At 64.0% G+C, this 24,883-nt stretch carries 23 protein-coding genes; 13 read left to right on the top strand and 10 right to left on the bottom strand.

Translation table 11 applies throughout. From position 1 onward, the window contains the following. The first annotated feature begins 12 nt into the window (after positions 1-12). Genes tal through opcA form a run of 3 tightly spaced genes read left to right on the top strand, consistent with a single transcriptional unit; the run spans position 13 to position 3,609 of the window. Entirely contained in the window at positions 13-1,128 is a 1,116-nt protein-coding gene (tal, locus tag ACZ5IQ_RS10855) for a transaldolase (RefSeq protein WP_464481237.1), read from the top strand. Then, positions 1,125-2,666, top strand: a complete 1,542-nt coding sequence (gene zwf / locus ACZ5IQ_RS10850; protein WP_464481236.1) for a glucose-6-phosphate dehydrogenase — start codon at positions 1,125-1,127, stop codon at positions 2,664-2,666. The genes tal and zwf overlap by 4 nt, the downstream gene beginning before the upstream one ends. A gap of 31 nt (positions 2,667-2,697) precedes the next feature. Further along, on the top strand, positions 2,698-3,609 hold the full coding sequence (gene opcA / locus ACZ5IQ_RS10845; RefSeq protein WP_057963650.1) for a glucose-6-phosphate dehydrogenase assembly protein OpcA: 912 nt from the start codon (positions 2,698-2,700) through the stop codon (positions 3,607-3,609). 485 nt (positions 3,610-4,094) lie between these two features. Here the strand turns inward: opcA and ACZ5IQ_RS10840 are convergent, their stop codons facing one another. Then, on the bottom strand, positions 4,095-4,313 hold the full coding sequence (locus tag ACZ5IQ_RS10840; protein WP_109394498.1) for a hypothetical protein: 219 nt from the start codon (positions 4,311-4,313) through the stop codon (positions 4,095-4,097). Positions 4,314-4,549: 236 nt separating this feature from the next. Here ACZ5IQ_RS10840 and ACZ5IQ_RS10835 point away from each other — a divergent pair, with 236 nt between their 5' ends. Together ACZ5IQ_RS10835 and ACZ5IQ_RS10830 are read left to right on the top strand one after the other, a co-directional pair. After that, positions 4,550-6,799 (top strand): LuxR C-terminal-related transcriptional regulator, encoded by a 2,250-nt coding sequence (locus ACZ5IQ_RS10835; RefSeq protein WP_464481235.1) that lies wholly within the window; start codon positions 4,550-4,552, stop codon positions 6,797-6,799. An 803-nt stretch (positions 6,800-7,602) separates the two neighbouring features. After that, entirely contained in the window at positions 7,603-8,022 is a 420-nt protein-coding gene (locus tag ACZ5IQ_RS10830; protein WP_464481234.1) for a TetR/AcrR family transcriptional regulator, read from the top strand. Positions 8,023-8,125: 103 nt separating this feature from the next. Here ACZ5IQ_RS10830 and ACZ5IQ_RS10825 read toward each other — a convergent pair whose 3' ends face one another. The 3 genes from ACZ5IQ_RS10825 to ACZ5IQ_RS10815 all read right to left on the bottom strand — a co-directional run bounded on the left by ACZ5IQ_RS10825 (position 8,126) and on the right by ACZ5IQ_RS10815 (position 11,112). After that, positions 8,126-8,899 carry an ExeA family protein gene (locus ACZ5IQ_RS10825; protein WP_235660736.1) on the bottom strand — a complete coding sequence of 258 codons (774 nt, stop codon included), beginning with the start codon at positions 8,897-8,899 and terminating at the stop codon, positions 8,126-8,128. 38 nt (positions 8,900-8,937) lie between these two features. Then, complete coding sequence (locus tag ACZ5IQ_RS10820) at positions 8,938-10,401, bottom strand: DDE-type integrase/transposase/recombinase (protein WP_260973669.1); 1,464 nt, start codon at positions 10,399-10,401, stop codon at positions 8,938-8,940. A gap of 120 nt (positions 10,402-10,521) precedes the next feature. Further along, the gene (locus ACZ5IQ_RS10815; RefSeq protein ID WP_052568745.1) at positions 10,522-11,112 is read right to left on the bottom strand and encodes a hypothetical protein; all 591 of its coding nucleotides are present in this window, start codon (positions 11,110-11,112) and stop codon (positions 10,522-10,524) included. Between the two features lie 158 nt (positions 11,113-11,270). Here ACZ5IQ_RS10815 and ACZ5IQ_RS10810 point away from each other — a divergent pair, with 158 nt between their 5' ends. The 4 genes from ACZ5IQ_RS10810 (at position 11,271) to ACZ5IQ_RS10795 (ending at position 13,561) form a co-directional block, all read left to right on the top strand. Next, positions 11,271-11,429 carry a hypothetical protein gene (locus ACZ5IQ_RS10810; protein ID WP_464481233.1) on the top strand — a complete coding sequence of 53 codons (159 nt, stop codon included), beginning with the start codon at positions 11,271-11,273 and terminating at the stop codon, positions 11,427-11,429. Between the two features lie 553 nt (positions 11,430-11,982). Next, positions 11,983-12,576 (top strand): molybdopterin-dependent oxidoreductase, encoded by a 594-nt coding sequence (locus ACZ5IQ_RS10805; RefSeq protein WP_464481232.1) that lies wholly within the window; start codon positions 11,983-11,985, stop codon positions 12,574-12,576. Next, positions 12,573-13,304 (top strand): FAD-binding oxidoreductase, encoded by a 732-nt coding sequence (locus ACZ5IQ_RS10800; RefSeq protein ID WP_464481231.1) that lies wholly within the window; start codon positions 12,573-12,575, stop codon positions 13,302-13,304. The genes ACZ5IQ_RS10805 and ACZ5IQ_RS10800 overlap by 4 nt, the downstream gene beginning before the upstream one ends. Further along, complete coding sequence (locus ACZ5IQ_RS10795; RefSeq protein WP_057963658.1) at positions 13,304-13,561, top strand: DUF6510 family protein; 258 nt, start codon at positions 13,304-13,306, stop codon at positions 13,559-13,561. The genes ACZ5IQ_RS10800 and ACZ5IQ_RS10795 overlap by 1 nt, the downstream gene beginning before the upstream one ends. Before the next feature lie 74 nt (positions 13,562-13,635). Here the strand turns inward: ACZ5IQ_RS10795 and ACZ5IQ_RS10790 are convergent, their stop codons facing one another. Both ACZ5IQ_RS10790 and ACZ5IQ_RS10785 read right to left on the bottom strand, forming a co-directional pair. Continuing rightward, positions 13,636-14,586, bottom strand: coding sequence for a LysR family transcriptional regulator (locus ACZ5IQ_RS10790; RefSeq protein ID WP_464481230.1), 951 nt, complete (start codon positions 14,584-14,586; stop codon positions 13,636-13,638). A 609-nt stretch (positions 14,587-15,195) separates the two neighbouring features. Further along, positions 15,196-15,477, bottom strand: coding sequence for an RNA polymerase sigma factor (locus ACZ5IQ_RS10785; protein ID WP_464481229.1), 282 nt, complete (start codon positions 15,475-15,477; stop codon positions 15,196-15,198). Positions 15,478-15,597: 120 nt separating this feature from the next. Here ACZ5IQ_RS10785 and ACZ5IQ_RS10780 point away from each other — a divergent pair. Continuing rightward, positions 15,598-16,826 (top strand): IS3 family transposase gene (locus ACZ5IQ_RS10780; RefSeq protein ID WP_464481228.1). Its coding sequence is split into 2 segments (ribosomal slippage): positions 15,598-15,910 and positions 15,910-16,826, totalling 1,230 coding nucleotides; the frame shifts between segments, so codons are not numbered across the junction. Between the two features lie 18 nt (positions 16,827-16,844). Here the strand turns inward: ACZ5IQ_RS10780 and ACZ5IQ_RS10775 are convergent. Both ACZ5IQ_RS10775 and ACZ5IQ_RS10770 read right to left on the bottom strand, forming a co-directional pair. Then, positions 16,845-17,144 (bottom strand): sigma-70 family RNA polymerase sigma factor, encoded by a 300-nt coding sequence (locus ACZ5IQ_RS10775; protein ID WP_464481227.1) that lies wholly within the window; start codon positions 17,142-17,144, stop codon positions 16,845-16,847. A 502-nt stretch (positions 17,145-17,646) separates the two neighbouring features. Then, positions 17,647-18,168, bottom strand: a complete 522-nt coding sequence (locus ACZ5IQ_RS10770; protein WP_464481456.1) for a YkgB family protein — start codon at positions 18,166-18,168, stop codon at positions 17,647-17,649. On the opposite strand from ACZ5IQ_RS10770, the gene ACZ5IQ_RS10765 reads away from it, so the two are divergent. Next, entirely contained in the window at positions 18,167-19,480 is a 1,314-nt protein-coding gene (locus tag ACZ5IQ_RS10765) for an IS256 family transposase (RefSeq protein WP_052536990.1), read from the top strand. The two genes, ACZ5IQ_RS10770 and ACZ5IQ_RS10765, sit on opposite strands and share 2 nt — an antisense overlap. A 640-nt stretch (positions 19,481-20,120) precedes the next feature. On the opposite strand, the gene ACZ5IQ_RS10760 is transcribed toward ACZ5IQ_RS10765, so the two are convergent. Together ACZ5IQ_RS10760 and ACZ5IQ_RS10755 are read right to left on the bottom strand one after the other, a co-directional pair. Then, positions 20,121-20,858, bottom strand: a complete 738-nt coding sequence (locus tag ACZ5IQ_RS10760; protein ID WP_464481226.1) for a cutinase family protein — start codon at positions 20,856-20,858, stop codon at positions 20,121-20,123. 673 nt (positions 20,859-21,531) lie between these two features. Continuing rightward, positions 21,532-22,845 carry an IS256 family transposase gene (locus ACZ5IQ_RS10755; protein ID WP_052536990.1) on the bottom strand — a complete coding sequence of 438 codons (1,314 nt, stop codon included), beginning with the start codon at positions 22,843-22,845 and terminating at the stop codon, positions 21,532-21,534. Positions 22,846-23,001: 156 nt separating this feature from the next. Between ACZ5IQ_RS10755 and ACZ5IQ_RS10750 the strand changes: the two genes are divergently transcribed. Continuing rightward, positions 23,002-23,955: an MFS transporter gene (locus ACZ5IQ_RS10750; RefSeq protein ID WP_464481225.1), complete on the top strand. Its 954-nt coding sequence runs from the start codon at positions 23,002-23,004 to the stop codon at positions 23,953-23,955. Positions 23,956-24,234: 279 nt separating this feature from the next. After that, positions 24,235-24,873 carry a Hint domain-containing protein gene (locus tag ACZ5IQ_RS10745; protein WP_464481224.1) on the top strand — a complete coding sequence of 213 codons (639 nt, stop codon included), beginning with the start codon at positions 24,235-24,237 and terminating at the stop codon, positions 24,871-24,873. Positions 24,874-24,883 lie beyond the last annotated feature (10 nt).

Raw genomic sequence — 24,883 nt, 5'->3', positions numbered from 1 at the left:
GAGACAAGCGAAATGACACAGAATTCCAACCTGGCGGCCCTGAGCGCTGCCGGGGTTTCGGTATGGCTCGACGACCTGTCCCGCGACCGGTTGAAATCGGGCAACCTGATCGAACTGCGCGATACCAAGAGCATTGTCGGCGTCACCACCAACCCGTCGATCTTCCAGGCCGCCCTGTCCAAGGGCAACGCCTACGACGAGCAGATCGCCGAACTCGCCGAGCACGGCGCCGACGTCGACGCCACCATCCGTACCGTCACCACCGACGACGTCCGCAACGCCTGCGACGTTTTCGCCGAGATCTACAAGAGTTCCGGCGGCGTCGACGGCCGGGTCTCCATCGAGGTCGACCCACGCCTGGCCCATGACACCGACAAGACGATCCAGCAGGCCATCGAGCTCTGGAAGATCGTCGACCGGCCCAACGTGCTGATCAAGATTCCCGCGACCGAGCAGGGTCTGCCCGCCATCACCGCGGTCATCGCGGAAGGCATCTCGGTCAACGTCACGCTGATCTTCTCCGTCGAGCGGCACAAGTTGGTCATGACCGCGTACCTCAAGGGCCTGGAGAAGGCCAAGGAGGCCGGACATGACCTCTCGAAGATCCATTCGGTGGCGTCGTTCTTCGTCTCCCGCGTGGACTCCGAGATCGACGCCCGGCTGGAGAAGATCGGCACTGAGGAGGCGCTGGCGCTACGTGGTCAGGCCGGCGTCGCCAACGCCCGGCTCGCGTACGCCGCCTACGAAGAGGTCTTCGTGGGGGGTGCGGAGTTCGAGGTGCTGAAAGCCGATGGTGCACTGGTGCAGCGGCCGCTGTGGGCTTCGACGGGCGTGAAGAATCCCGGCTACTCCGACACCTTGTATGTCACCGAGCTGGTCGGGCCGAACACCGTCAACACCATGCCCGAGAAGACGATGGATGCGGTCGCCGACCACGGCGTCGTCACCGGCGACACCCTGACCGGTACCGCGGGCCCGTCCCAGGAGATGTTCGACAAACTCGAGGCCGTCGGTATCGATCTCACCGATGTGTTCATCGTGCTGGAGAACGAGGGCGTCGACAAGTTCGAGAAGTCCTGGCAGGAGCTTCTCGAGGCCACCCAAGGTCAGCTCGACGAGAAGAAATGACCGACACCGCCACCACCGCTTGGGTAAACCCTTTGCGGGACACGCGTGATAAGCGGATGCCCCGGATCGCAGGCCCGTGCGGAGTGGTGATCTTCGGTGTCACCGGCGATCTCGCCACCAAGAAGCTGATGCCTGCGATCTACGACCTGGCCAATCGTGGGTTGCTGCCGCCGACGTTCGCCCTGATCGGGTTCGCCCGGCGCGACTGGGCGGATCAGGATTTCGCCAAGATTGTGCATGACGCGGTGCAGGCGCACGCGCGCACACCGTTTCGGCAGGAGGTCTGGGACCGACTCAACGAGGGCATCCGCTTCGTGCAGGGCGCGTTCGACGATGAGGCGTCGTTCGCCTCGTTGAAGGAGACGCTGGACGAGCTCGATGCCGAGCGCGGTACCGGCGGCAATCACGCGTTCTACCTGTCGGTTCCGCCGAAGGCTTTCCCGACGGTGTGTAAGCAGCTCTCCAGGTCTGGCCTAGCTCGGCCGGAAGGCGGCCGCTGGAGTCGCGTGGTGATTGAGAAGCCGTTCGGGCACGACTTGGAGAGCGCGAAGTCCCTCAATTACGTGGTCAACAGCGCCTTCCCGGAAGAGTCGGTGTTCCGAATCGACCACTATCTGGGAAAGGAGACGGTGCAGAATATCCTCGCGTTGCGGTTCGCCAACCAGCTGTTCGACCCGATCTGGAATGCCCACTACGTCGATCACGTCCAGATCACCATGGCGGAGGACATCGGTCTAGGGGGCCGCGGCGGCTATTTTGACGGTGTCGGCTCGGCACGGGATGTCATCCAGAACCACCTGACCCAACTGCTCGCGCTGACCGCGATGGAAGAGCCCGTCAGCTTCAGCCCGGCTGAACTTCAGGCCGAAAAAATTAAAGTGCTCTCAGCGACACGACTGGTGGAACCGTTGGACGAGAATACCTCTCGCGGCCAATACACCGCAGGCTGGCAGGGCGGCGAGAAGGTGATCGGGCTGCTCGAGGAGGAGGGGTTTTCCAAGACCTCCACCACCGAGACCTTCGCTGCCATCACCCTCGAGGTCGACACCCGCCGCTGGGCCGGCGTGCCGTTCTACTTGCGGACAGGAAAACGCCTGGGCCGCAGAGTCACTGAGATCGCCCTGGTCTTCAAGCGGGCTCCGCACCTGCCGTTCGATGCGACGATGACCGATGAGCTCGGCAAGAACGCGCTGGTGATCAGGGTGCAGCCCGACGAGGGCGTCACGCTGCGGTTCGGTTCGAAGGTGCCCGGCCATTCGATGGAAGTCCGCGATGTAAATATGGATTTCTCTTACGGGTCGGCGTTCGCCGAGGACTCCCCGGAAGCCTACGAGCGGCTGATCCTGGATGTCCTGCTCGGCGAGCCGTCGTTGTTCCCGGTCAACCATGAGGTCGAATTATCATGGGAGATACTGGACCCCGCGCTCGAATACTGGGCTGCCCATGGGAGACCCGACCCGTATGAGTCCGGTGACTGGGGACCCGGTTCGGCGTTCGAGATGCTGCGCCGGACCGGCCGGGAATGGCGGAGGCCCTGATGAGCGGTTGCGCGAAGAATCGAGGACACCGATGATCGTCGAGCTGGAAGCCACCAACACCAACGCGATCAACAAGCGACTGGACGCACTGCGCCAGGAGGGTGGCGCGTTCACCTTGGCCAGGGTGCTCACCCTGGTCATCGCACCCGATAGCGAGGCTGACCTCGAGGAGTCCATCGAGGCCGCCAACTCCGCGAGCCGCGAGCACCCGTGCCGGGTGATCGTCGCACTCCCAGTGAACAGGGATGCCGCCGAGGCGAAACTCGATGCACAGATCCGGGTCGGCCACGACGCCGGCGCCGGCGAAGTCGTCGTGCTTAAGCTGTCCGGACCGTTGGCCGCGCAGGCCAGTAGCACCGTGACCCCGTTCCTACTGCCCGACACCCCGGTGGTGGTCTGGTGGCCGGGTCTCGCCCCGCGGGCGCCCGCACAGGACCCGTTGGGGCAGTTGGCGATCCGGCGGATCACCGATGCAACCTTCGGCGTCGACCCGCTGGCCTGCATCAAGAGCAGACTGGGGGGTTACACGGCCGGGGACACCGACCTGGCCTGGAGCCGGATCACCTACTGGCGGGCGATGCTCACCTCAGCGCTGGACCACGGCCCACACGAACCGGTTGAGTCCGCACTGGTCTCCGGCCGCAAGGAGGAACCCGCACTGGACATTCTGGCGGGCTGGCTGGCCAGCCGCATCGACGGCCCCGTCCAACGCACGGTCGGCGACCTCAAAATCGAACTGGTCCGCCCCAGCGAGACCATCACACTGAGTCGCCCCCAGCAAGGGGTCACCGCCACCCTGAGCCGGACCGCCAAACCCGACGCCAAACTTCCGCTGGCGCGTAGAGAGACCCGCGACTGCTTGGCCGAGGATATGCGCAGGCTCGATGCCGACGAAATCTACCTCGATGCCCTACGGGGCATAGACAAGGTGCAGTACACATGAATCCAATGATCGAAATATACTCCCACACAGATGAATTGGTGATGCCGCCAGCGACCGGGTGATCGCGTCAGAGCAATTTTGCGAAGCCACTACCGGGTAGCCGTGAACGACAAAGTCGAGCTTTCGGCCGGGTCGCCACTCGGCGCGAGAGCTGCCTGACCGGCCAAGGTGTAGGTGAGCAGCATCAACGCCCCCTTATGCGAGGAATTGTCGAAGACCCGCTCCAAGCTGGGGCAGAGCTGGTCATCAAATCGCGCAGCGGGCGTTGCCTTGCGGACAGATCTACGATGGACACCGCTCTCGGGCAGCGGCGCCTCCGAGTCAGCTCCCTCGGAGCTGATGACGCGATCATGTCCGGCGGTCGGCCGTTCATGCCGTGCTGATACGTTCACGCCCACGTAGCTGCGATCGCCTTCCGTCGTCGCGATGCGTGTCGGCTGGGTTCGGCAACGATTGCCGGTGTGCAGTCATCATCGCGCGCCGTCCTACGCGTCGGGATCCTGACGAGCCGCAGCTTGTGGTTGCGCACTGATGAGCTCCAAGCCAAGATCGCGCAGCCGGTCGAGGAGTCCGTACAGCTCGGATTGGTCTCGGACCTCGCCGGTGAACACCGTGTCGACCGCACCCGCCTGCATGGTCATCCCTTCCATCGCCGCGGCCAGTCGCGCGGTCAAGCGACCGCGAACACAGATCTGGTACACCATTGGCTCCACGTTGACCTTCCGCGCGTCATCTGGTGATCCATCGTTTACCGTCGCGGGGTGAGTGGTCATCGCCCGGCGATGGAACTCACCCGGGTGAGAGCGCCCAGTACGTTTAGCATCGCGCGGGACCGGAGTCTTCCGGTTCGGTCTTGGGCGGCGGTCTAAGGAGGACGGCGACGAGCGACAGTCAGCGGCCGGACGTATCGTCGCGATCGGATAAGACTCACCATGCCAAGGTGGTTGGCGACGGGGAGGGCGGTGAGCCAGCGGTGTTGCTCGCCGCCAAGTCGGCTCCGCCGGCGATCCGCGCCCGGCTCGTTGAGCGCGCTGATTTGATCGGGGTGTTGTCGGCGGAGCCATTCCGGCGGCTCACGTTGCTGAGTGCACCCGCGGGTTGGGGCAAGACGACATTGTTGGCGCAGTGGGTGAGTGGCGCCGATGACAAAGATCGGCGCGGTTGGCTGTCTCTTGATGTGTCCGACAACGACCCGACGCGATTTTGGAGCTGCGTGATTGCTGCGCTGCGCAAGGCCAGCCCGGGTGTGGCGCCGCGCGCCTTCGAGCTGATACGGATGGGGGCGGACCCTGTGCAGGTGGTGGTGCCGACCCTGCTCAACGAACTGACCGCCCTGGACTGTCAGGTCGCGTTGATCTTCGACGACTACCACCTGGTGGAAAACCGGACCGTACACGAGCAGGTGGCGTTCGCGATCGAGCGGATGCCGCCGACGTTGCGCATACTCATCGCGACACGTTCGGACCCGGTGTTGCCGTTGGCGCGACTGCGGGCCCGCGGTGAACTGTTGGAGGTAAGGGCCGAAAAGTTGCGCTTCGAGGTAGGTGAAACGGATCAACTGCTGCGCGTCGTGCTCGGGCTGGACCTGACCGATGCCCAAGTTGAATTGTTGTTTCGCCGCACGGAGGGGTGGGCCGCCGGCCTGTATCTGGCCGGGCTGTCGCTGGCCGGGCGCTCCGATGTCGCATCGTTCATTGAGACGTTTGCCGGGGACAACCGGCATATCGTCGACTTTTTGATCGCAGAAGTGCTCGACGGCCAGTCGCCTGAACGGCGCGACTTCCTGCTGCGCAGCTCGCTGCTGCGCAGGCTCAACGGTGCGCTGTGCGACGCGGTGCTGCAGACCGGCGACTCGGCATCGGTGCTGGAGGTTCTCGAGCGGGAGAACCTCTTCTTGCAGCCCTTGGATGTCTCTCGGCGTTGGTATCGCTATCACCAGCTGTTCGCAGAATTGCTGCGCACCGAAATGCACCGCACCGAGCCTGACCTCATTCGGGGCCTGCATCAACGAGCCGCGGCCTGGTTAGCCGAGCAGGGCTTCATCGACGACGCTGCTCACCATCTGGTGGCTGCGGGTGATCTAGCGGGGACCGCGGAGCTGATTGCCACCCACTGGGCCTCCATTTTCAACCAGGGACAATTGTCGACGGTCTCGGGCTGGCTGGATCTGCTGCCTTCCGAGACCGTGTCAGGCGATGCTCGGTTGGGTGTGGCGAGGGCGTGGATCGCCCTGGATTTCGGTCGCCTCGACGAGGCCGGCAGCTGGATCGAGGCGGTTGAGTCAACATTGTCGGACGGCACCACAGATGTCGACCTCATCGGCGGGCAAGTTGCCGTCCTGGCCGCGGCGCACCGTTTCAAGTCCGGTGACCTCGCCGAGGCGCTCGCCGCGGCGAGGCGGGCGATCACCCTCGACCTCGGCGACGCACCCCTGGGTGCGGCGGCCGCCTACTGCGTTTATGGTTCCGCGCTGTACTTCTCGGGCGAAACCGCCGACGCCCAGGGCGCCTTCCGCGTAGCGGTGCGCAAGGCCGAAAACTCAGGTAATCACCTCGCCCGCACATACGCATTGGGCTATCTGGCGATGATCTCGGCCAGCCAAGGTCGGCTGGTCGAGGCCGAGCAGCAGATCCATCGTGCGACCGGCAGCAGCAGAGATTTGTCCGACGACGAGCACTTTGTGGAGATGATGGTCTCCCTTGCCACAGCCATCATCCTCGACATGCGCGGAGACGCGGCCGCGGCCGCGGCGGCCGTCGAGATGGCGGTCGTGTTGGCCCGTCGCGGCGCAGGGGTCCTCGAGGTGGCCCACGCGTTGCTGATCTCCGCCGAGATCCTTGGGCGCCTCGGAGAGCACTCCGCCGCCCAGGACAGCCGCAGCGAGGCTGCTACGTGGCTGCGGGACTGCACCGATACGGGCATCGTTCACGGGCTGCTGATCACCGCCGATTCCGAGGATGTCACGTCCATCGGCCGAGCCCACGGCACGCCGGCCGGTGCGGAGCTCACCCCCAAGGAACTCGAAGTCCTACGGCTGCTGGCCACCCGACTTTCACGCCGCGAGATCGGCCAACGACTGTACGTGTCACTCAACACCGTTAAGACCCACCAACGCGCCCTCTATCGCAAACTCGGCGCTGAAGACCGCCGCGCCGCGATCACCCGCGCCCGCGAACTCGGTCTTCTGTAACACGCCTGAATCCACGCCCACACCTGAGCACGCCTGTGGCTCGGCAGGCCCATGACTGAGTCGCCATGAGCGCGCGATGGTATGTGTCGAACTGGGTTGCGAGGAAGAATATCTCGCGATCGCGCGCATCCTGTCCTCCGTGGCGACCAGCAGGACGGCACTACCCGAGGCAGTGCTCGCGACGCTGGTCAGATTGCCGCACAGCTACGCAGACAACCCAGCACAGAGGCACGCACACATGAAAGTCTGGCGCGGCGACTCTCCGTGAGCTACCCGTCATCCACCTTTGGGACGGTGACGGAGACAGCGCCGACAGCGATGGCGAGCTCTTCGACGATTAGGCCGGCGACGGCCGCGCAGGTCGGCTCGTATCCGTTCGACGGCTACCTCGCAGATTCGTGCATCTATCACCGCGCGCACACCGTCGGGTGGACGGCGGCGCGGCCCACTACATTCGGGGCGCTTGAGGGCCGTTCCGAACGGTATTGACCCTCCGGTGCGGAGTTGTCAGCACCACTGCATGCTCCCGGCCGTGACGATCGCGCCACGCCCGGGGCCCACGGGCCGAGGAAGAACGAGACCTAGCAGGCGCGAGTGGGTAGCTCCACCTCCGTTCACCCGGGTGAATGGCCGATTGGGGTGATGACAGCTCACCCGTTGCGGCTGCAGGATCTGTAGTCAGGACCCGGCGGCGCTTTGGTGCAGGATCCGCCGACGCTGATTGAGCGGTACGTCGACGGTGATCCTCGCGAATCCCGCTTCGTGCTAGGACCGCGCACCAGGACAAGGAGGGCACCGAGGTCATGCCACACCTGGAGGTCCATCGCCATTTCCGCGACAAGACCGAACTAGTCCAAACGGTCATAGACCGGGAACTCACGGGCGTACTCGACAGCAGTCAGTACGCCGCCGACGCGATCTTATCGTGGGACGGGCTCGACACGTGGGTGTCGCGCGTTGTCGACGCACAACCCGGCGACGGTGATCGGTTCGCTTGTCCCCTCGCAACGTTGGCGACCGAACTGGAAAATTCCCCGGAGTACCGACCTGCGTTGAGTGCTGCCTTCCGCACCTGGGAGGGACACCTGGCAGCAGGCTTGCGCCGCATCCAGGAGCGCGGTGAGCTGGACCCTGATGCCAATCCAGACCGCCTCGCCGCCAGCTGTTGGCCGTCGCTGACGATGAAGATGTCGGCGTCATCGGCGTTGATGATGATGCATTGATGAGAACGCCCCGCTCGCTTGTGGCGAGCGGGGCGTTGGTGATCTCGGTGACGGGATCCTTGTCGCGGTGGCGTGGTCGTCGCCGTGGTGACGTGGATTTGGTTCAGTCGGTTGCTGTTTCGCTGATGGCGATGCGTGCGGCTTTCTCCCCGACGATGGAATGCCCGGCGGCGAACGCGGCGGTCAGGGCGTGCAGGGCGAGGTTGTTGACTGCGCGGGGGTGCCCGCGGGAGGCGTTGTGGATCAGCGTGATCGCGTCGTCGGCGAACAGCGCATCGGAGCGGCCGGCGATCTTGGTGTGATGGGCGATGTAGTCGGCGGTGTCGGCCGGACTCATCCCGGGCAGGGTGTAGCGCACCGCGATGCGCTGATCCAGCGCGGCCAGCACGCCCAGGCGCAGTCGGTGCCGCAGGGTGGGTTGCCCGACGAGCACGGCGGCGAACGGTGATCCGGAGTCCATGTCGTGGTTGGTCAAAAGGCGGATCGCTTCGAGCTGATGATTGTCGAGCAGGTGGGCCTCATCGACGACGAGCACGGGGTTTCGGCCGCGTTCGGCGTGTTCGGCGGCCAGTGCGTCGGCGGCCTGGGGGGCCAGTCGGGCGGTGTGAAACGCCGGGGTGTGCCCGAGGGTGGCCACGATGTGGGTGAGCATGCCGCGCACTCCGATGGTGGGGTTGGCCAGGTAGATGATGACGTGGCGGGCGGGGTCCAGGGAGGTGGCTGCGGCGCGGATGGCTACGGTTTTGCCGGCGCCGACTTCACCGGTGATGACCCCGATGGCGCATTGGTCCACACACCAGCCGATCCGGGCGATCGCTTCGCTGTGGCCGGGGTGGCGGTGCAGCATCGAGGGGGCCAGGTCACGTCCGAACGGCATCCGGGTGAATCCCCAATGTGATTGCAGTCGTTGAATACTCACGCCGACACCCCATCCTCGAACTCGCCATCGATGTTGGTGAGGTCAGTGATCGAGAGCTGCCCGGGAGCCCGCTCGCTGTCCGTGTCGGGTCCGTAGAGGGCGTGGTAACCGATGCGTTCGTCGTCGCGCAGTTGGTCGTGGTGGGCAGCGGCGGTCAACGCCAGGTAGTCGATTCCCGTCGTCACCGGCGGGGTCTCGACGGTCTCGGGTCGGGCTTTGGGGTGGGCATGGCGGGTGATCGTGTGGGCTATGGCCTGGCCGTAACTGCGGTCGCCGTGGCGGACCTCGATCGTCTCGAGGTCGAACGGGGAGAACACCAACTCCACCCGGCGCCCGGCCAGGGCGGGGTCGACCCGGTAGGTGTTGGCGTGCAGGGAGACGGTGGCGGTCTTGGTCACCACCCGAAACTCCGACCACAAGAACGCCTCGGTCAGATCCGCCGCGGTCGGCAACGCCGGGGCATGACCGAGCCGGTCCCAGCCGCTCTCCCACCGGGCCAGCGGTGACTGGTCGGTCTCGCTGTGGGTGCGGCGGTGGTATTCGGTTTCCACCCAGGCCATGAACAGTCGGTTGAGTTCCAACAATGCCGCGGTGTGGTCGACCCCGGCGGCCGTGAGGTCCTCGGTGGTGGTGTCGGTGACCTCGACGAGGAACTGCTCACGCACCGTCCTGAAGAACCGTTCGACCTTGCCCCGTCCTTGCGGCCGGCCGGGCGCGGAATGCACCAGTCGAACACCGAGTTTCGCGCACGCCCGCAACAGCCACGCGTCGACGAACGCCGAGCCGTTGTCGACATAGACCGAGGTCGGCACGCCGCGGGCAGCCAGCGCCGGTTTGAGGGCGGCGGCCAGGCGCACGGTGTCCTCGGCGAACCCGAACCGGTGCCCGACCACCAACCGAGAATGGTCGTCGAGGAAGGCGAACAGGTAGGTTTTGCGGTCTCCGACCCGCGGCCCGTGCAGGGCGTCGCCGACCCACAGCTCGTTGGGGTCAGCGGCTTCGAACCGGCCGAACACCTCGGTGCTCACACCGGCTGCCGGACCCATCAGTTCGCAGCGGTGGAAATGACGCAACAAAGTGGATTCCGAGGGCGCCCACCCGGTCGCAGTGCGCAGGATCCGGGCCACCTGCGCCGCGGTGCGTGCAGGGTTCTCCCGCTTCAACGAGGCCGCCAGCTCCAGCACCTGGATGTCGGTGCGGGTGGCCAGCCGCCGCGGTTCGGGCACCAGGGCTTCGAACCCGCCGGCCCGGTAGCGCCGGATCCAGCGGTCCAGGGTCGGTCGTGCGATCTGTACCCGGGAACCGAACGGATCCACATGGTGGCGTTCGGCGATCTCACGGACCAGCCGGCCACGCTGTTTGGTCGACAACCCGGCATCCAAGGCGGGGCAGATCAACTGATAGCGGAACAAGCCGATCGCCTGGGCCCGCTCCCGGCGTTTGTGTTCTTCCAACGACACTGCGGTGTTCTCCTCACATTCGAAGGCCCCGCCCGAAACCGTCTGTCGGGCAGGTGCCTTCGCGAGGATCACCGATCACCGCGTGGCGCATCAGGGGCAACTGGTGTTGCGCACCGGCGGCTACCGCATCGTCGGCCAGTCCGGTGCCAGCAGTCGGCCGCCGGTGACCGCGACCATCACCTGCGCAGGCGTCACCGCGCCCACCAACCCGACCGGCCCGAACCGCTGCCCGAGCGCCGCGACTGCGGCCTCGACCGCCGCCACCACGTCACCCCAGCCACAGCACCGGCCGTCGGGGATCGCCACGTCGATCCCGGTCTGGACCGCCACCACAAGGAACCATCCCCGGATCGCCTCCAATCGGCCGCCGGCCCGGCGTAGCCAGCCCCGTACCGTGGTCGCCGGAATGTTGAGCCGGGCAGCGATCCGGCGATGCCCGACCCCCGCGGCCCGCACCAACAGCGACATCCAAATCTGTTCGGCTGCATACGCTCTGCGCAGCAGCACCGTGACCGGCAACAACACGTGCGTCACCAAACACGACCGGCACCGCGCCCGCCGCGGCCGCACAGCACCGGCCAGACCCACCACGCGGCGAGAGCGGGCGAATCCCCAACCACCCAGCACGCCCTGCGAGCACGCCGGGCATCTGATCAGGCCCGCCGCCAGCCGGGACTCGACGCAGACCAGATCAGCCTCTACCGTCACCATCAGTGCCTCCGTGCACTACAGCGCGGCACCCTGCGAGCCCGCCAAGACTTCAGCGGGGTGCCGCGCGACCCATCAATTCCTCGTCACACTGATGGTGCACACGACCAAGATCAACCCGGCGACCACACCAACAGTCACATCGACAAGCTCAATGACGAATGACCACCGCGTGGTCGCCATCCCGAGAGACGGTCAACACCAGCCTCCTCGCGGCTCTGCAAGGCGGATACTTCCTCGCCTCGGTCCACGGCCGGATCGAAATCATCCGTGACGTGCTCGACGACGCGGTGGCGGCGCTGCGGCGCTACCAGGTCTGAGTGCGATCTCTCGTCAACGGGCCCGGAACCGGTTCAGTCAGCTCTTCGACGCGACCTGCCGTCGCCGGGCGTTTCCCTGCGACAAGGACCGCAGCCTGGCTATCGACCGTATAGTCGAAAAGCCTTCCGCCGTCGTGCAATCAGGTCATCTTCAACCCACCCTGCACGGTGGCGACGATCTCCTGGACCAAGCTATCGGGATCTCATTGCCGTATGAGCTGGGCCCACTCGCAGGATCGCCTTCATTCAGCGGCGCTCCACCGGCCGTTGCCTCGCCGCGGCCCTCGGGTACCGCGCGCACCGATCGGGTTTTCGCGCGCACATTGTCGCCGGTCCACCGAGTGGCCCTCTCCGCCGCGCGCGTTCGATAGTCATTCGCACGCCACAACAGGGCCGAAGAGCCGGCAGTGCGATCTCATGACAGCATGATGTACTTCGCGGTACAGTGCAGAGCGGACCACGGGTCAAGGGTTGCGGGGCGTCGGACGTCCCCGTGGCCGTCGACGTGCCCACGAGCACACCCAAACGCGCGTGACACGCGAAGGAGCTTCCCATGGCAGTGATCAATCGCGGATTTGGTAACCGTCGCGGCGACAGCGACTTACGGTTGCCGCCGGGCCAGACGCTCGTCGACGACTGGCCGGTCCTGACGGCCGGCCTGACCCCCGGTATCGGGGCGCCCGAGTGGACGTTCACCATCACCACCGAGACGGGCACCAAGCACGGATGGGACTGGAACGCGCTCCAGAACGTCGGCCTGGAAGACATCGTCACCGACATCCACTGCGTCACCCATTGGTCGAAGCTCGACATGGCGTGGCGCGGGGTGCCCCTCGACCGACTCTTTGAGGACGTCGACACCTCCTGCGACTACGTCATGGTCCGAAGCCACGGCGGCTACACCACGAACCTGCCCCTCGACGACCTACTCGACGGCCAAGCGTGGATCGCGACCGAGGCACAGGGTGAACCCTTGACCCCCGAGCATGGGGGACCCGCGCGTCTTCTCGTGCCCCACCTCTACTTTTGGAAGAGCGCGAAGTGGGTCCGCGAGATACGGATGATGCACAGCGATGAGCCCGGGTTCTGGGAACAGAACGGATACCACCTCCGTGGTGATCCGTGGCGGGAGGAACGTTACTGGTGACTTCTCCGATCCGGGCGAGCTGGCACGTCGGACGCGTTGTCGGCCGCCGTCGAGAGACCGCGTCGGCGGTCCGCCTCGATCTAGATGTGCCAACCTGGCCGGGAAACCCCGCCGGTTCCCACCTCGACGTCCGCCTCACCGCCCCTGACGGTTATCAGGCGACCCGGTCCTATTCGATTGCGTCGCCGGGCGGGACGACGCGAGTCATCCTGGCGGTCGACGAAGTCCCCGCAGGTGAAGTCTCGCCTTACCTCGTGCACCAGCTCGCGGAAGGCGACGAGCTCGAGGTGCACGGCCCTCTGGGACGATACTTCGTCTGGATCCCATCAGAATACGACCATTCCCCGGTTCAGCTCATCGCCGGCGGATCCGGCGTGGTCCCGCTGTTCGCGATGGCCGCGGCCCGTGAGCACGAGGCAGACCATGCCGACTTCCGGCTGCTGTACTCGGTCCGGACGCCCGCGGACGTATTCTTCGCCGACGAGCTCTCGGCGCTCTCACACACCACCGTCGACATCGTGCATACGCGGGAATCTCCCCCGGGATCGCCGCGCGCCGCCGGACGACTAACTCGAGAGTCGGTCGCCGATTTCGCCTTCCCCGCCATAGCGACACCGCGCATCTTCGTCTGCGGACCTACACCGTTCGTCGAGACGATTGCCGGTTGGCTTCTCCAACTCGGCCACGACCCCAAACGGATACGCACGGAACGCTTCGGAGGCAGTTGATGACCCACCTCGACGGAAACGCGCTCGCTGGACTCTTCGCCGACACTCTTGGCATCGAGATAACCGCCGCAACCGGACGATGCGGAAGCTGCCGTCGCATGTTCGAACTTGCGCGCGCCCACGCCTTTGTGACCGCGATCGGGGCGGTCCTGCGATGCGAGCATTGCCAGGGCATGCTCGCTGTCATCGTCCAAAAGCCGCAAGAAGTGATCGTCAACCTCTCAGGGTTGGCACACGTCGCGATAGCACGGCCATGAGGGCCCTCCCAGAGCATGCAACCGTAACCTGTTCTGAAGCAGTGCGATCCAGGCCTTCGACAGTCGCGCCACTGTTAGGCCCGGCCGCCACCAACCTCGCCTGAAGCTACCGAGTTGAGTGGGTCCTCCATTGCCGCGACCAACAGAGCCACATCTCGGCGTTTCGACGAGGCTGGCCATCCAGCCCACGTCCGGCGCACCAGCGGTTCGCCAACTAGTGGTATCCACAGCAACGAGTCGGGAAAGTGCTGCAGATATCCACGTGGAACCAGCGCAAACCGTCCACCCATGCTCAATCGAGCAAGCTTGACCTCCAGCACTTGCTCTCGAAGATCTGCAGTCTCTGCCCCTGTCCCAATTCCATGAGTCCGAAGGACAGCCGACACATAGTCGTGCCATGCCGGACTATCTGACCTAGGGAATCCCAACCATTGCAGACGCTCCAAGTCGTCCAACCGTAAGTCCGCCGTTCCCAGCCTCAAACGCTGAGCCTGCTCGGTGGCTACGAGGACGCCTAAAGGCTCCTCGGCGACCAGGGCGACATCGAGGTTGTCGTCAGTGGGCCGTTCCCTTATCAGCGCCAAATCCAACGTGCCTTTTCTCAGCGCTGCTAATTGAGCAGGACAGGGCACTTGAGTGAGCTGAACATCTGTACTGCGAAAGCGTGAGGCTGCCAGCTTCGAGAGGGCATCCGTAAGCGGCTGGACCGCCATCTCACCGGGAACGGCGATCCGCAATGGGGCATCGACTTCCAGCGACAGGTTCGCCATCTTAGCGAGGACCGTTTCGAACCGGCCAATCAAGATGCGCGCCTCACTCAGCAATACGGTCCCAGCCGGAGTCGGTGATGTACCGCCGGACCCCCGCACAAGCAGGCGCATATTGAGTGACTCCTCTAGCGCCGCGACGCTCTGGGACACTGCAGGTTGGCTAACATCCAGGCTGCGAGCACCAGCCGAAAGGCTACCGGCCTCCGCCACTGCGACAAATGCACGGAGATGCCGAATCTCGACACGGGGCTCCATCTAGGGACACACCCCGCCGACATCGAACCCCAACTCCGACAGAGTGTATGAGGTTCGCGCGGCCACCCAATCGTGGTTTGGACAGGGGCAACTCTGCGTAAAGAGGGCTCGCGCCTCGAAACCGGGTGGCGTCCCCAACTTTTCTGCAAGCGGGGCACTGCTGCCGGCGAACGTCATGCCCGATGGCAAGGTCATTGGCAGAAACTCCTTAAACCGTAGGAGCTGAATCAGTTTCGCATCCAGCCAAGGCTCTGAGCGGTCAGCGGCGATGCGCCTTGGAGTCCGACTGATACACCCGCGTCCGGACACGACGCCAGGCCAGGCCAGGCCAGGCCAGGCCAGTACCAACAGTCGCCGACCGCTGCACTGTACCATTCCGTACAGTTCAAGCGTGGGGCGATCGTGTCCGAAGCCTGAGCACAATGACGATCATGCTGCTTCATAGAAAGCCGACAGAAAGCCAGTTGCGGTTCCGAATGCGGCAACGTCGGCGCATCCGTTAGTGTTCCGGCAGCTTCGCTGCGATCACTATCGACCCATGGTCACGTGCAGTGGCCGCTGCCATCGTTCGGGGCAGACATCGCCAACGTTGAGTCCTCGCAATCCTTTTTAACGCTCGATAGTGATAACCACTGGCGGCAATGGCTGTTGGGAAGGCGGACGGCGATTTGACCGAGCGCCTGGACCGTCCGTGTTGTCAGCCAGCTGAGCACGGAGTCGACCGAGACTCCTCGATAGGCGGGAATTGACCGTGCCAACTGGAACCCCCAGAAGGGTCGCAGTGTCGGCATATGTGAAACCCTGGACGCAAACGTAGTAAAGCACCTTTTGGAACCCCTCCGGCAGCGACCGAAGTGCTTCTTCCAAGCCGTGGTCGGATAGACCGTCCACGGCCTCGTCCTCTGCCGAACGCGCGAACCAAGTTGCACGCGAAGCGGTGGGGACTTGACCCCGTGTGTTGGACACGCTTAATCCCAGGAATGCCTGGGGGAAGCGAGATGATCCAACTCGATGGCAAGGAAAAATTACCCCGATGAGTTCAAGCGTGACGCGGTCGCGTTGTACCGGGACACCGACGGTGCGACGATCACCGTGATTGCTGCCGAACTCGGTGTCAGCGAGGCCACGTTGTCGGCGTGGTGCAAGGCCGCCGGCGTGCCGGTCCGCCACCGCAAGCCCGGATCGGCCAGTGTGCCTGCACCGGGCGTGGAGACCCCGGAGCAGGAGCTGGCCCGGCTACGCGCCCAGGTCAAGGACCTGCAAGCGGAGAAGACGAAGCTGGCTACCGAGCGGGACATTCTGCGGTCGGCGGCCAAGTATTTCGCCGGGGAGACGAACTGGTGAGCCGCTTCCAGTTCGTCGCCGACCACCGGGACGCCTTCGAGGTGAAGTGGCTGTGCAGCGTGGTTGAGATCGCGCGTTCGTCGTTTTACGCCTGGTGCGCGGCAGCAGAAGGCCGGGATGCCCGCGCTGCTGCTGACGAGGCGCTCGTCGAGCGGATCCGGGTGGTGCATGACGAGGACAACACCTACGGGGCGCCGCGGATCACCGCTGAGCTCAACGACGGTGTGCCCGAGGCGAAGCGGGTCAGCCACAAGCGGGTCGCCCGGGTGATGCGCGGCGCGCAGATCGCCGGCTACCGGCGCAGACGCCGCGTCAAGACGACGGTGCCGGATCCGGCCAACCAGAAGGTGCCCGATCTGCTCAAGCGGGATTTCACCGCGTCGGCAGTCAATGTCGCCTATGTCGGAGATATCACCTACTTGCCCCTGGCGACCGGCGGCAATCTGTACCTGGCCACGGTGATCGACTGCTGCTCACGGCGGGTGGCGGGGTGGGCGATCGCTGAGCACATGCGTACCGAGTTGGTCGAGGACGCCCTCAGGGCCGCCGCGGCGTTGCGCGGCAGTCTGGTCGGTGCAATATTCCATTCGGATCACGGAAGTCAGTACACCTCAAGAGATTTCGCGAACCTCTGCAAAGAACTGGGCGTCACTCAGTCTATGGGCGGCGTGGGGTCAAGTGCCGATAATGCCCTGGCCGAATCGTTCAACGCCGCCCTCAAGCGCGAGATCCTGCAAGACCGCACCTGCTGGATCGACGCAGCGGCCTGCCGTCGTGAGGTGTTCCGCTGGCTGGCCCGCTACAACACCAAACGACGCCACTCCCGCTGCCGTCATTCCAGCCCCGCCACCTACGAAAGGACCCTGACACCCGCTACGCTGCCCGAAGCTGCCTAACCACAAATCCCGTGTCCACTACATGGGGGCAAGGCCCGTGCTAGCGATACCAGCCATCGCATCGAGGCAATAGGTCTCTGGGCGAGATTGTTTCATCCGGTAGGCGCTGATCCATCGGTTGTGCATGATCCGAAATAGCCACGCCTTCAGGTTGGTGCCGGGCTGGAAACGCTCGAAGCCCAAAAACGCGTTCACCATTGTGTCCTGAACCAGGTCCTCAGCATCAACCTCCCGATGTGTAAGTCGCCGGGCGGTGCAGAGGAGGGTGGCGCGGTAGGGAATGGCTTCACGTTCGAACCGCTCGGCTAGAGCCGACACGGGCCCAGGGGTACATCCCACCTTAGGCTCAGGTCGAACCGCGGTCGCCGGATTCAGCACCGCTTCCGTGCTGCAATGAGGTATCAGGGGTGTCACTGACGGGAACTTCGGGAGAGCAGGTCTGAGTTAGCGAACTCTGCCGAATGCCAGGTCGTTAATGTGAGGATCAAGAGTCCCGCCGAGATGACCGCGTGGCGGTCCGTCGCATCAATGCTCATATGTGACGCCAAATCGACTAAAGTCCTCTTCATCTAATAACTAGGTAGCCCTCGTAATATCTGAGGTGTTCAGGTCTGACCAAACGAACATAAGTCGCGAATGATTACCGAGGCAAAGGGCCGTGCTGCGCGCGTACCGGGCCATTTCGATCTTCCTGCAAATGACTTGCGGGCCCATCAATATGGCGCTAGGCACACGGACGTTTCACACGCCGCTCGAACGAGCGATGGTGTCTAAATTCCCTCAGCCGAATCTAGTTAAGAAGATCGGCGACACCGATATGTCACTGCTGCGCTTCTTCGTGATCGACGGTCAGCGATGCACCGGAGCTGAGTGCCCTCATTGCGTCGGCGAGCGTAAATATCGCCACGCCTAGTAAGACAATGTCTTTAATGAGGAATTGGCCAGTCATCGACAGTAGCGGGAAGCCGCCGGCTGACGCCTCGCCCACACCAGGTGTAGTTACCAAAAAGCTCAGAGTGCTCACAAAGAGCAGGACCGCCACCAGACTTCCAACGAGCGAAATCGCGGGAAACCACGGTTTCACAGCCAGCAGTAGGGCGGTAACGATTTCAACAATGCCCAGCATCATAGAAAAATCATCAATGCTGAGTAAGCGGTAAATCCAGCCCATAAACGGACTGTTAGACACAAGAGGTTGGATGTTTCGAGCAATGATCAGAACCTGTGGATGAGCCTCGGCGAGGCGGCGTAGGAAAGGGCGCACCTTCCCGAGGATGATCTGAATGTCGAAGGTCTGATCAAGAGCCGGCGTTGGCGCGCTGGTTCGGGAAGGTACGCCCATGCTCACGGTAGTTCACGATGCGGATTCATCCAACGAGGATGCTGGCTCGTCGCGGTCGTTGCTCGATGAGATTGTCCGCGACGGTGCCCGCCAGATGCTGGCCGCAGCGTTGCGGGCTGAGGTCGCCGCCTACATCGAGGCTCATGCCGGTGAGCTTGATGAGAACGGGCACCGGCTGGTGGTGCGCAATGGCTATCACCGCGAGCGCGAGGTGCTCACCGCGGCGGGCGCGGTGAGTGTGACCGCGCCGCGGGTCAATGACAAACGTGTTGACCCGGACACTGGTGAGCGGCAACGGTTTTCCTCGGCGATCCTGCCGGCGTGGGTGCGCAAGTCGCCGCAGATGACCGAGGTGTTGCCGTTGCTGTATCTGCATGGCTTGTCGACCAGTGATTTCGGTCCGGCGTTGGAGCAGTTCCTGGGCTCGGGTGCCGGCTTGTCGGCCACGACGATCACCCGACTCACCACGCAGTGGCAGGACGAGGCCAAGGCCTTCGAGGCCCGTGATCTGTCGGGCACCGACTACGTCTACCTGTGGGTCGACGGCATCCATCTCAAGGTGCGCCTGGAGCAGGAGAAGCTCTGTTTGCTGGTGATGATCGGTGTGCGCGCTGACGGCCGCAAGGAGCTGGTCGCGCTCACCGACGGGTACCGGGAGTCGGCCGAGTCGTGGGCTGATCTGTTGCGGTCGTGCCGACGTCGCGGGATGACCGCACCGGTGCTGGCCGTCGGCGATGGGGCCCTGGGGTTCTGGAAGGCCGTGCGTGAGGTGTTCCCGGCCACCGGCGAGCAGCGGTGCTGGTTTCACAAGCAGGCCAATGTTCTTGCCTGCCTGCCAAAGTCGGCTCATCCGGGGGCGATCGCGGCGATGCGGGAGATCTACAACGCCGAGGATATCGACCACGCGCAGGTGGCGATCAAGGCGTTCGAGGTGGACTACGGCGCCAAGTACCCCAAGGCGGTCGCCAAGATCGTCGATGACGCCGATGTGCTGCTGGAGTTCTATAAGTACCCGGCCGAGCACTGGGTCCATCTGCGCACTACCAACCCGATCGAATCAACGTTTGCCACGGTACGTTTGAGGACCAAGGTGACCAAGGGGCCGGGTTCACGCGTCGCCGGAATGGCCATGGCTTACAAGCTGATCGACGCCGCGCAAGCCCGCTGGCGAGCCGTCAACGCACCGCACCTGGTCGCTCTGGTCCGGGCCGGCGCGATCTTCCACAAAGGCAAACTGCTCGAGCGACCCACCGACATCACCCCGTCGGCGGACTCGGCACCGACCGAATCAACTGGAACGGAGGTCGCCTGAAACAAGCCGATCCACAGGTATTGACAATTCCTCGGATGTTTTGCGCCTCGTATGTGAAAAACTTACAGACCCCTATCCATCCGATAACGAGCGCCAAGCCATAGCGAGCGACGAGATTCCCCACAGCGCTGACCGCTGGCTCGGCAGTTATCAACTTTGTATTAACCGCTTTAATTTCCGTAGCCACAAGTGACACCTTCCGTTCATGCAGTTACCGGACGGGAAACATCTCGCGAGTTCAGCGATGGGGACAGGGGTAAAATTAATATGTCACGGCGACCCTGAAGAGAAGGTACACCGCGATTAAAGAACCCGCGATCCCAAAGCAGCAGACAATCGGTGGTGTAAAACCGATGCTTTCATTGAGATATCGGATTTGCTTATAGCCATTTTCCCAGAAGGAAGGCTGTACCCCTCAAAGGGGGGTTGCTGTGGACACCAACGTGTTATCTTCGGCTGTTGTTCGACCTGTTGCCCCGGTACACGGCGAAAATCATCTCGCGTTGAGTGCCAACGTCAGTCCGTAGGACCGCTTCGCCTGCTCTGCTACCCGGCCCTGGTCCGGTGAGTTAGGCGTGGAGGCCCTGCGAGAACGCGGCATCCGTGCGACCCCACGACGAATTAGGCGCGTAACCCATATTCAGGCGGTAGCCACCTCCGACAACTCGTGAACGACGAATTCCGCTGCCTCCACTGCCATTCCGTTGTCCGTATAGGAACTGTGGGCTGCGCGATCGAGGCCGCCGGGAGAACAAACTGGATCGCCGGGCGCGCAGAGCTGAATCGTCTTGGCCAGGAAGGTACTGCCGATGCTAATAGGTGGTGCGTCGCGCTGGAAGAATGCCATAAAACTGGCACCTGGCGTGCCGAACAGCGCCACCGCTGCGACGTGGTTTGCCATCGCCGCGGGGATGGGACCGGTGATGCCGGTCGGTAGCTCATAGTCGGCCGGAATCGTGTCCGCGAGGGTATAGCCAGCCACCGCTGCACCCTGCGAGTAACCGCCGAGGACGATCTTTGTAGTGGGGCACGTCGCTGCGGTGGACTCGATTTTGTTACGGACGTCGACGATGCCTTCAGCCGCGTGCTTGAAGTCCAGCGACGCTGGGTAATTCACCGCATACACGTCGACGGACTTGCCGTCTAGGCGACCACTCAAGGCGTCGATGAAGACTTGCCCGGTCGCACCCACGCCTGGCCGTTCGAATGTGCCGCGAGCGAAAATTATTTGTGCATAGGGGCACTCGAGTTCGGCTTCAGCGGTTCCGGTAGCCGGGGATTGCGGAATGAGCATCGCAATGACGGAAAGACTCGCAGCGGCTAACCTCGCGCCGGCCTGCGGGCGCGCTGAGCAGTGCCCAACGGTACTGATCTTCATGATCGTTCCTTTGCAGATGTCGTGGAGTCGATACGTGCCGCCTTGCGGCTAACACCTCGACGTTGGCCAACTAACGAAGTCGTGAGTTCGGGAAGGTGGTATTCGCTGCTGGCCTCGAATCGTTACCCTTCCGAAGCTGTCGGCATCACCAGCGGGGCGCCACTTCGGCTCAACCGCTAGCGGGAAACGTCGGACAACTCCATGCGTGTGCTCCCAACGCTTGCCAAAGCCGAGCTCCGGTACGCAAACTGTACTACGCGGTACGTTAGATAGCAGCGCAGCCCGGCTCGACCGGCCTTCGCACCGAGTTCGGCATCGTTGTTAGCCCGCTTTGGCCGCTAAAACTCCTGCAGTAGAGGAGTTGTGGCGCGGATTCACCGCTCGATTTCTGACTAACGACGATACGGAACTGCTACCCGCTTCCTCGAAGCAAGCAGCTTAGGCGGCCGGGCCCAGGCGAGCCATTGTTCGCTAGCCGTTACTGAGTAGGAGGCGCACAACGTATTTGGGTTCACGGCATCGCACGGAGCAATGATCAGAACCTGTGGATGAGCCTCGGCGAGGCGGCGTAGGAAAGGGCGCACCTTCCCGAGGATGATCTGAAGGTCCAAGTGGTTCTGATCAAGGGCCGGCGTTGGAGGAGGAATTGTCAATACCTGTGGATCGGCTTGTTTCAGGCGACCTCCGTTCCAGTTGATTCGGTCGGTGCCGAGTCCGCCGACGGGGTGATGTCGGTGGGTCGCTCGAGCAGTTTGCCTTTGTGGAAGATCGCGCCGGCCCGGACCAGAGCGACCAGGTGCGGTGCGTTGACGGCTCGCCAGCGGGCTTGCGCGGCGTCGATCAGCTTGTAAGCCATGGCCATTCCGGCGACGCGTGAACCCGGCCCCTTGGTCACCTTGGTCCTCAAACGTACCGTGGCAAACGTTGATTCGATCGGGTTGGTAGTGCGCAGATGGACCCAGTGCTCGGCCGGGTACTTATAGAACTCCAGCAGCACATCGGCGTCATCGACGATCTTGGCGACCGCCTTGGGGTACTTGGCGCCGTAGTCCACCTCGAACGCCTTGATCGCCACCTGCGCGTGGTCGATATCCTCGGCGTTGTAGATCTCCCGCATCGCCGCGATCGCCCCCGGATGAGCCGACTTTGGCAGGCAGGCAAGAACATTGGCCTGCTTGTGAAACCAGCACCGCTGCTCGCCGGTGGCCGGGAACACCTCACGCACGGCCTTCCAGAACCCCAGGGCCCCATCGCCGACGGCCAGCACCGGTGCGGTCATCCCGCGACGTCGGCACGACCGCAACAGATCAGCCCACGACTCGGCCGACTCCCGGTACCCGTCGGTGAGCGCGACCAGCTCCTTGCGGCCGTCAGCGCGCACACCGATCATCACCAGCAAACAGAGCTTCTCCTGCTCCAGGCGCACCTTGAGATGGATGCCGTCGACCCACAGGTAGACGTAGTCGGTGCCCGACAGATCACGGGCCTCGAAGGCCTTGGCCTCGTCCTGCCACTGCGTGGTGAGTCGGGTGATCGTCGTGGCCGACAAGCCGGCACCCGAGCCCAGGAACTGCTCCAACGCCGGACCGAAATCACTGGTCGACAAGCCATGCAGATACAGCAACGGCAACACCTCGGTCATCTGCGGCGACTTGCGCACCCACGCCGGCAGGATCGCCGAGGAAAACCGTTGCCGCTCACCAGTGTCCGGGTCAACACGTTTGTCATTGACCCGCGGCGCGGTCACACTCACCGCGCCCGCCGCGGTGAGCACCTCGCGCTCGCGGTGATAGCCATTGCGCACCACCAGCCGGTGCCCGTTCTCATCAAGCTCACCGGCATGAGCCTCGATGTAGGCGGCGACCTCAGCCCGCAACGCTGCGGCCAGCATCTGGCGGGCACCGTCGCGGACAATCTCATCGAGCAACGACCGCGACGAGCCAGCATCCTCGTTGGATGAATCCGCATCGTGAACTACCGTGAGCATGGGCGTACCTTCCCGAACCAGCGCGCCAACGCCGGCTCTTGATCAGACCTTCGACATTCAGATCATCCTCGGGAAGGTGCGCCCTTTCCTACGCCGCCTCGCCGAGGCTCATCCACAGGTTCTGATCATTGCTCGCCACCGCTCGACATCCGGGGCTTGATCACCTCGACCGCATTGCTCGGAGTGCTCGTCTACACCATCATCGAAGCCCCTGCCCGAGGCTGGCACAGCCCCGCGACACTGTTCGGCTTCGTCGCCGCGGCAGCGCTGACGCTGGCTTTCGTGACGATCGAGCAGTCAGCAGAGCACCCCATGCTCGATGTCCGGTTGTTCACCGACCGCAGATTCAGCGCCGCCAGCGCGTCGGTGGCCGTCACCTTCTTCGCGTTGTCCGGCTTCATCTTTCTGATCACGCAGTACTTTCAGGTGCTGCGCGGGTTCAGCCCCTTCTCGACCGGCGCCCGCATCCTGCCCGTCGCCGGCTTCATCGCGATCGGTTCCATCGCCGGCGGCTGGCTCGCCCCACGCATCGGCACCCGCGCCGTGGTGGTCAGCGGACTGGCGTCCTTCGGCACCGCGATGGCCTGGATTGCCGGGAGCATCGACACCGACACCCCCTATTGGGCCACCATCGTTGCGCAGATGGTGCTCATGGGCCTGGGCATCGGCCTGGTCTCCACTCCCGCAACAGAATCCATCATGCTCGTGCTGCCGCCGGCCCGGGCCGGTATCGGTTCGGCGGTCAACGACGCCACGCGCGAGCTGGGTGCCACACTCGGCGTGGCCATCGTCGGCTCACTCTTTTCCTCGATCTTCAGTGCCCGCGTCGCCGACAGCGCGTTCGCCGCAACCGGAAAGGCCAGCGAGGCCGGCGATTCCGTACCCACCGCGTTCGGCATTGCCACTGCGCACCCCGAACTCCTTGTTGCCGTGCAACATTCGTTCCTCGGCGGCATCACCACGGCGTGCTCGGTCGTCGCGGCACTGTGCTACGCGGCGGCTGCCGCCGGAGTCTTTGCGCTACCCGGCCGACGGTTTCAGCCGCCGGGCGACGTGACGGGCGCCGCACACGAGCCGGATTCACGCGCGCCGGTGGCCCAGCAGGTTTGATACAGCCGTAGTGACGCTGTCCGATCCAGCACGAGGCGTTGCACCGGACCTGCTTTCATGTCCCGACGGCCACTGTGCGCGACCGATCGTGTGCGCTAGATCACTGTCGGATGACATTCGGTTTCGGGACGGGCTTCCGACTACACCTGCAGAACGTGTCCGACATTTCCGACGGATATCAGAACTGGTGTATTCAGGGGAATCGTCGTGGTGGACTTTGCGGCCGGTGAACGGTCATGGTGGCGTCGTAGCCGTTGGTGGCGGGTGCCAGTGGCTTTGGTGGTCACCATCATTCTGTCGATCTGCGGGATCCTCTGGTTGGCCGGCCTCGATCGTCCACGCTCGGAACAAGGCGCTGGCCTCTCGCTGGCGCGGCCTTTATCCCAGCAGGCTCCGTGCGCGGGCCAGTCGTTCAGCCCGGACACGCTGGTCCTACTGGCCAACGGGACCAAACGTCCCATCGCCGAGCTCAAGGCCGGGGAACGTGTGTGGTCCTTCGATCCGGAAACCGGGCACACCAGCGGTCAGCTCGTTCAGGCGGTCCTGGTCAACCACGACACCGAGCTGATCGACCTCACGATCACCAACCCTGCCGATGTCACCTCGGTGATACACACCACCGCCAACCACCCCTTCTACAGCACGGACCGCGCCCAGGCGTCGTCGTCTGAGGTTGTCGGATTGGCCGCCACCACTGGCACAGCCGAGCGGCCGAGCGCCGAATGGATCGATGCGAAAGACCTGCACCCCGGCGATCGGTTGGCCACCCCCTTCCGGGACAGCGTTGCACACGTCGCAGGCAGCACGCCGGTATTCGGCACGGCCGACATGTGGGATCTGACCGTCGAGAACACCCATACGTTCTACATCGCCACCCTCACCGCAGCCGTCCTGGTCCACAACTGCCCGACGCGGTAAGCATGCTGAA

It is taken from the genome of Mycobacterium toneyamaense (genome assembly GCF_055384815.1).
This window is presented reverse-complemented; position numbering and strand designations above follow the sequence as displayed.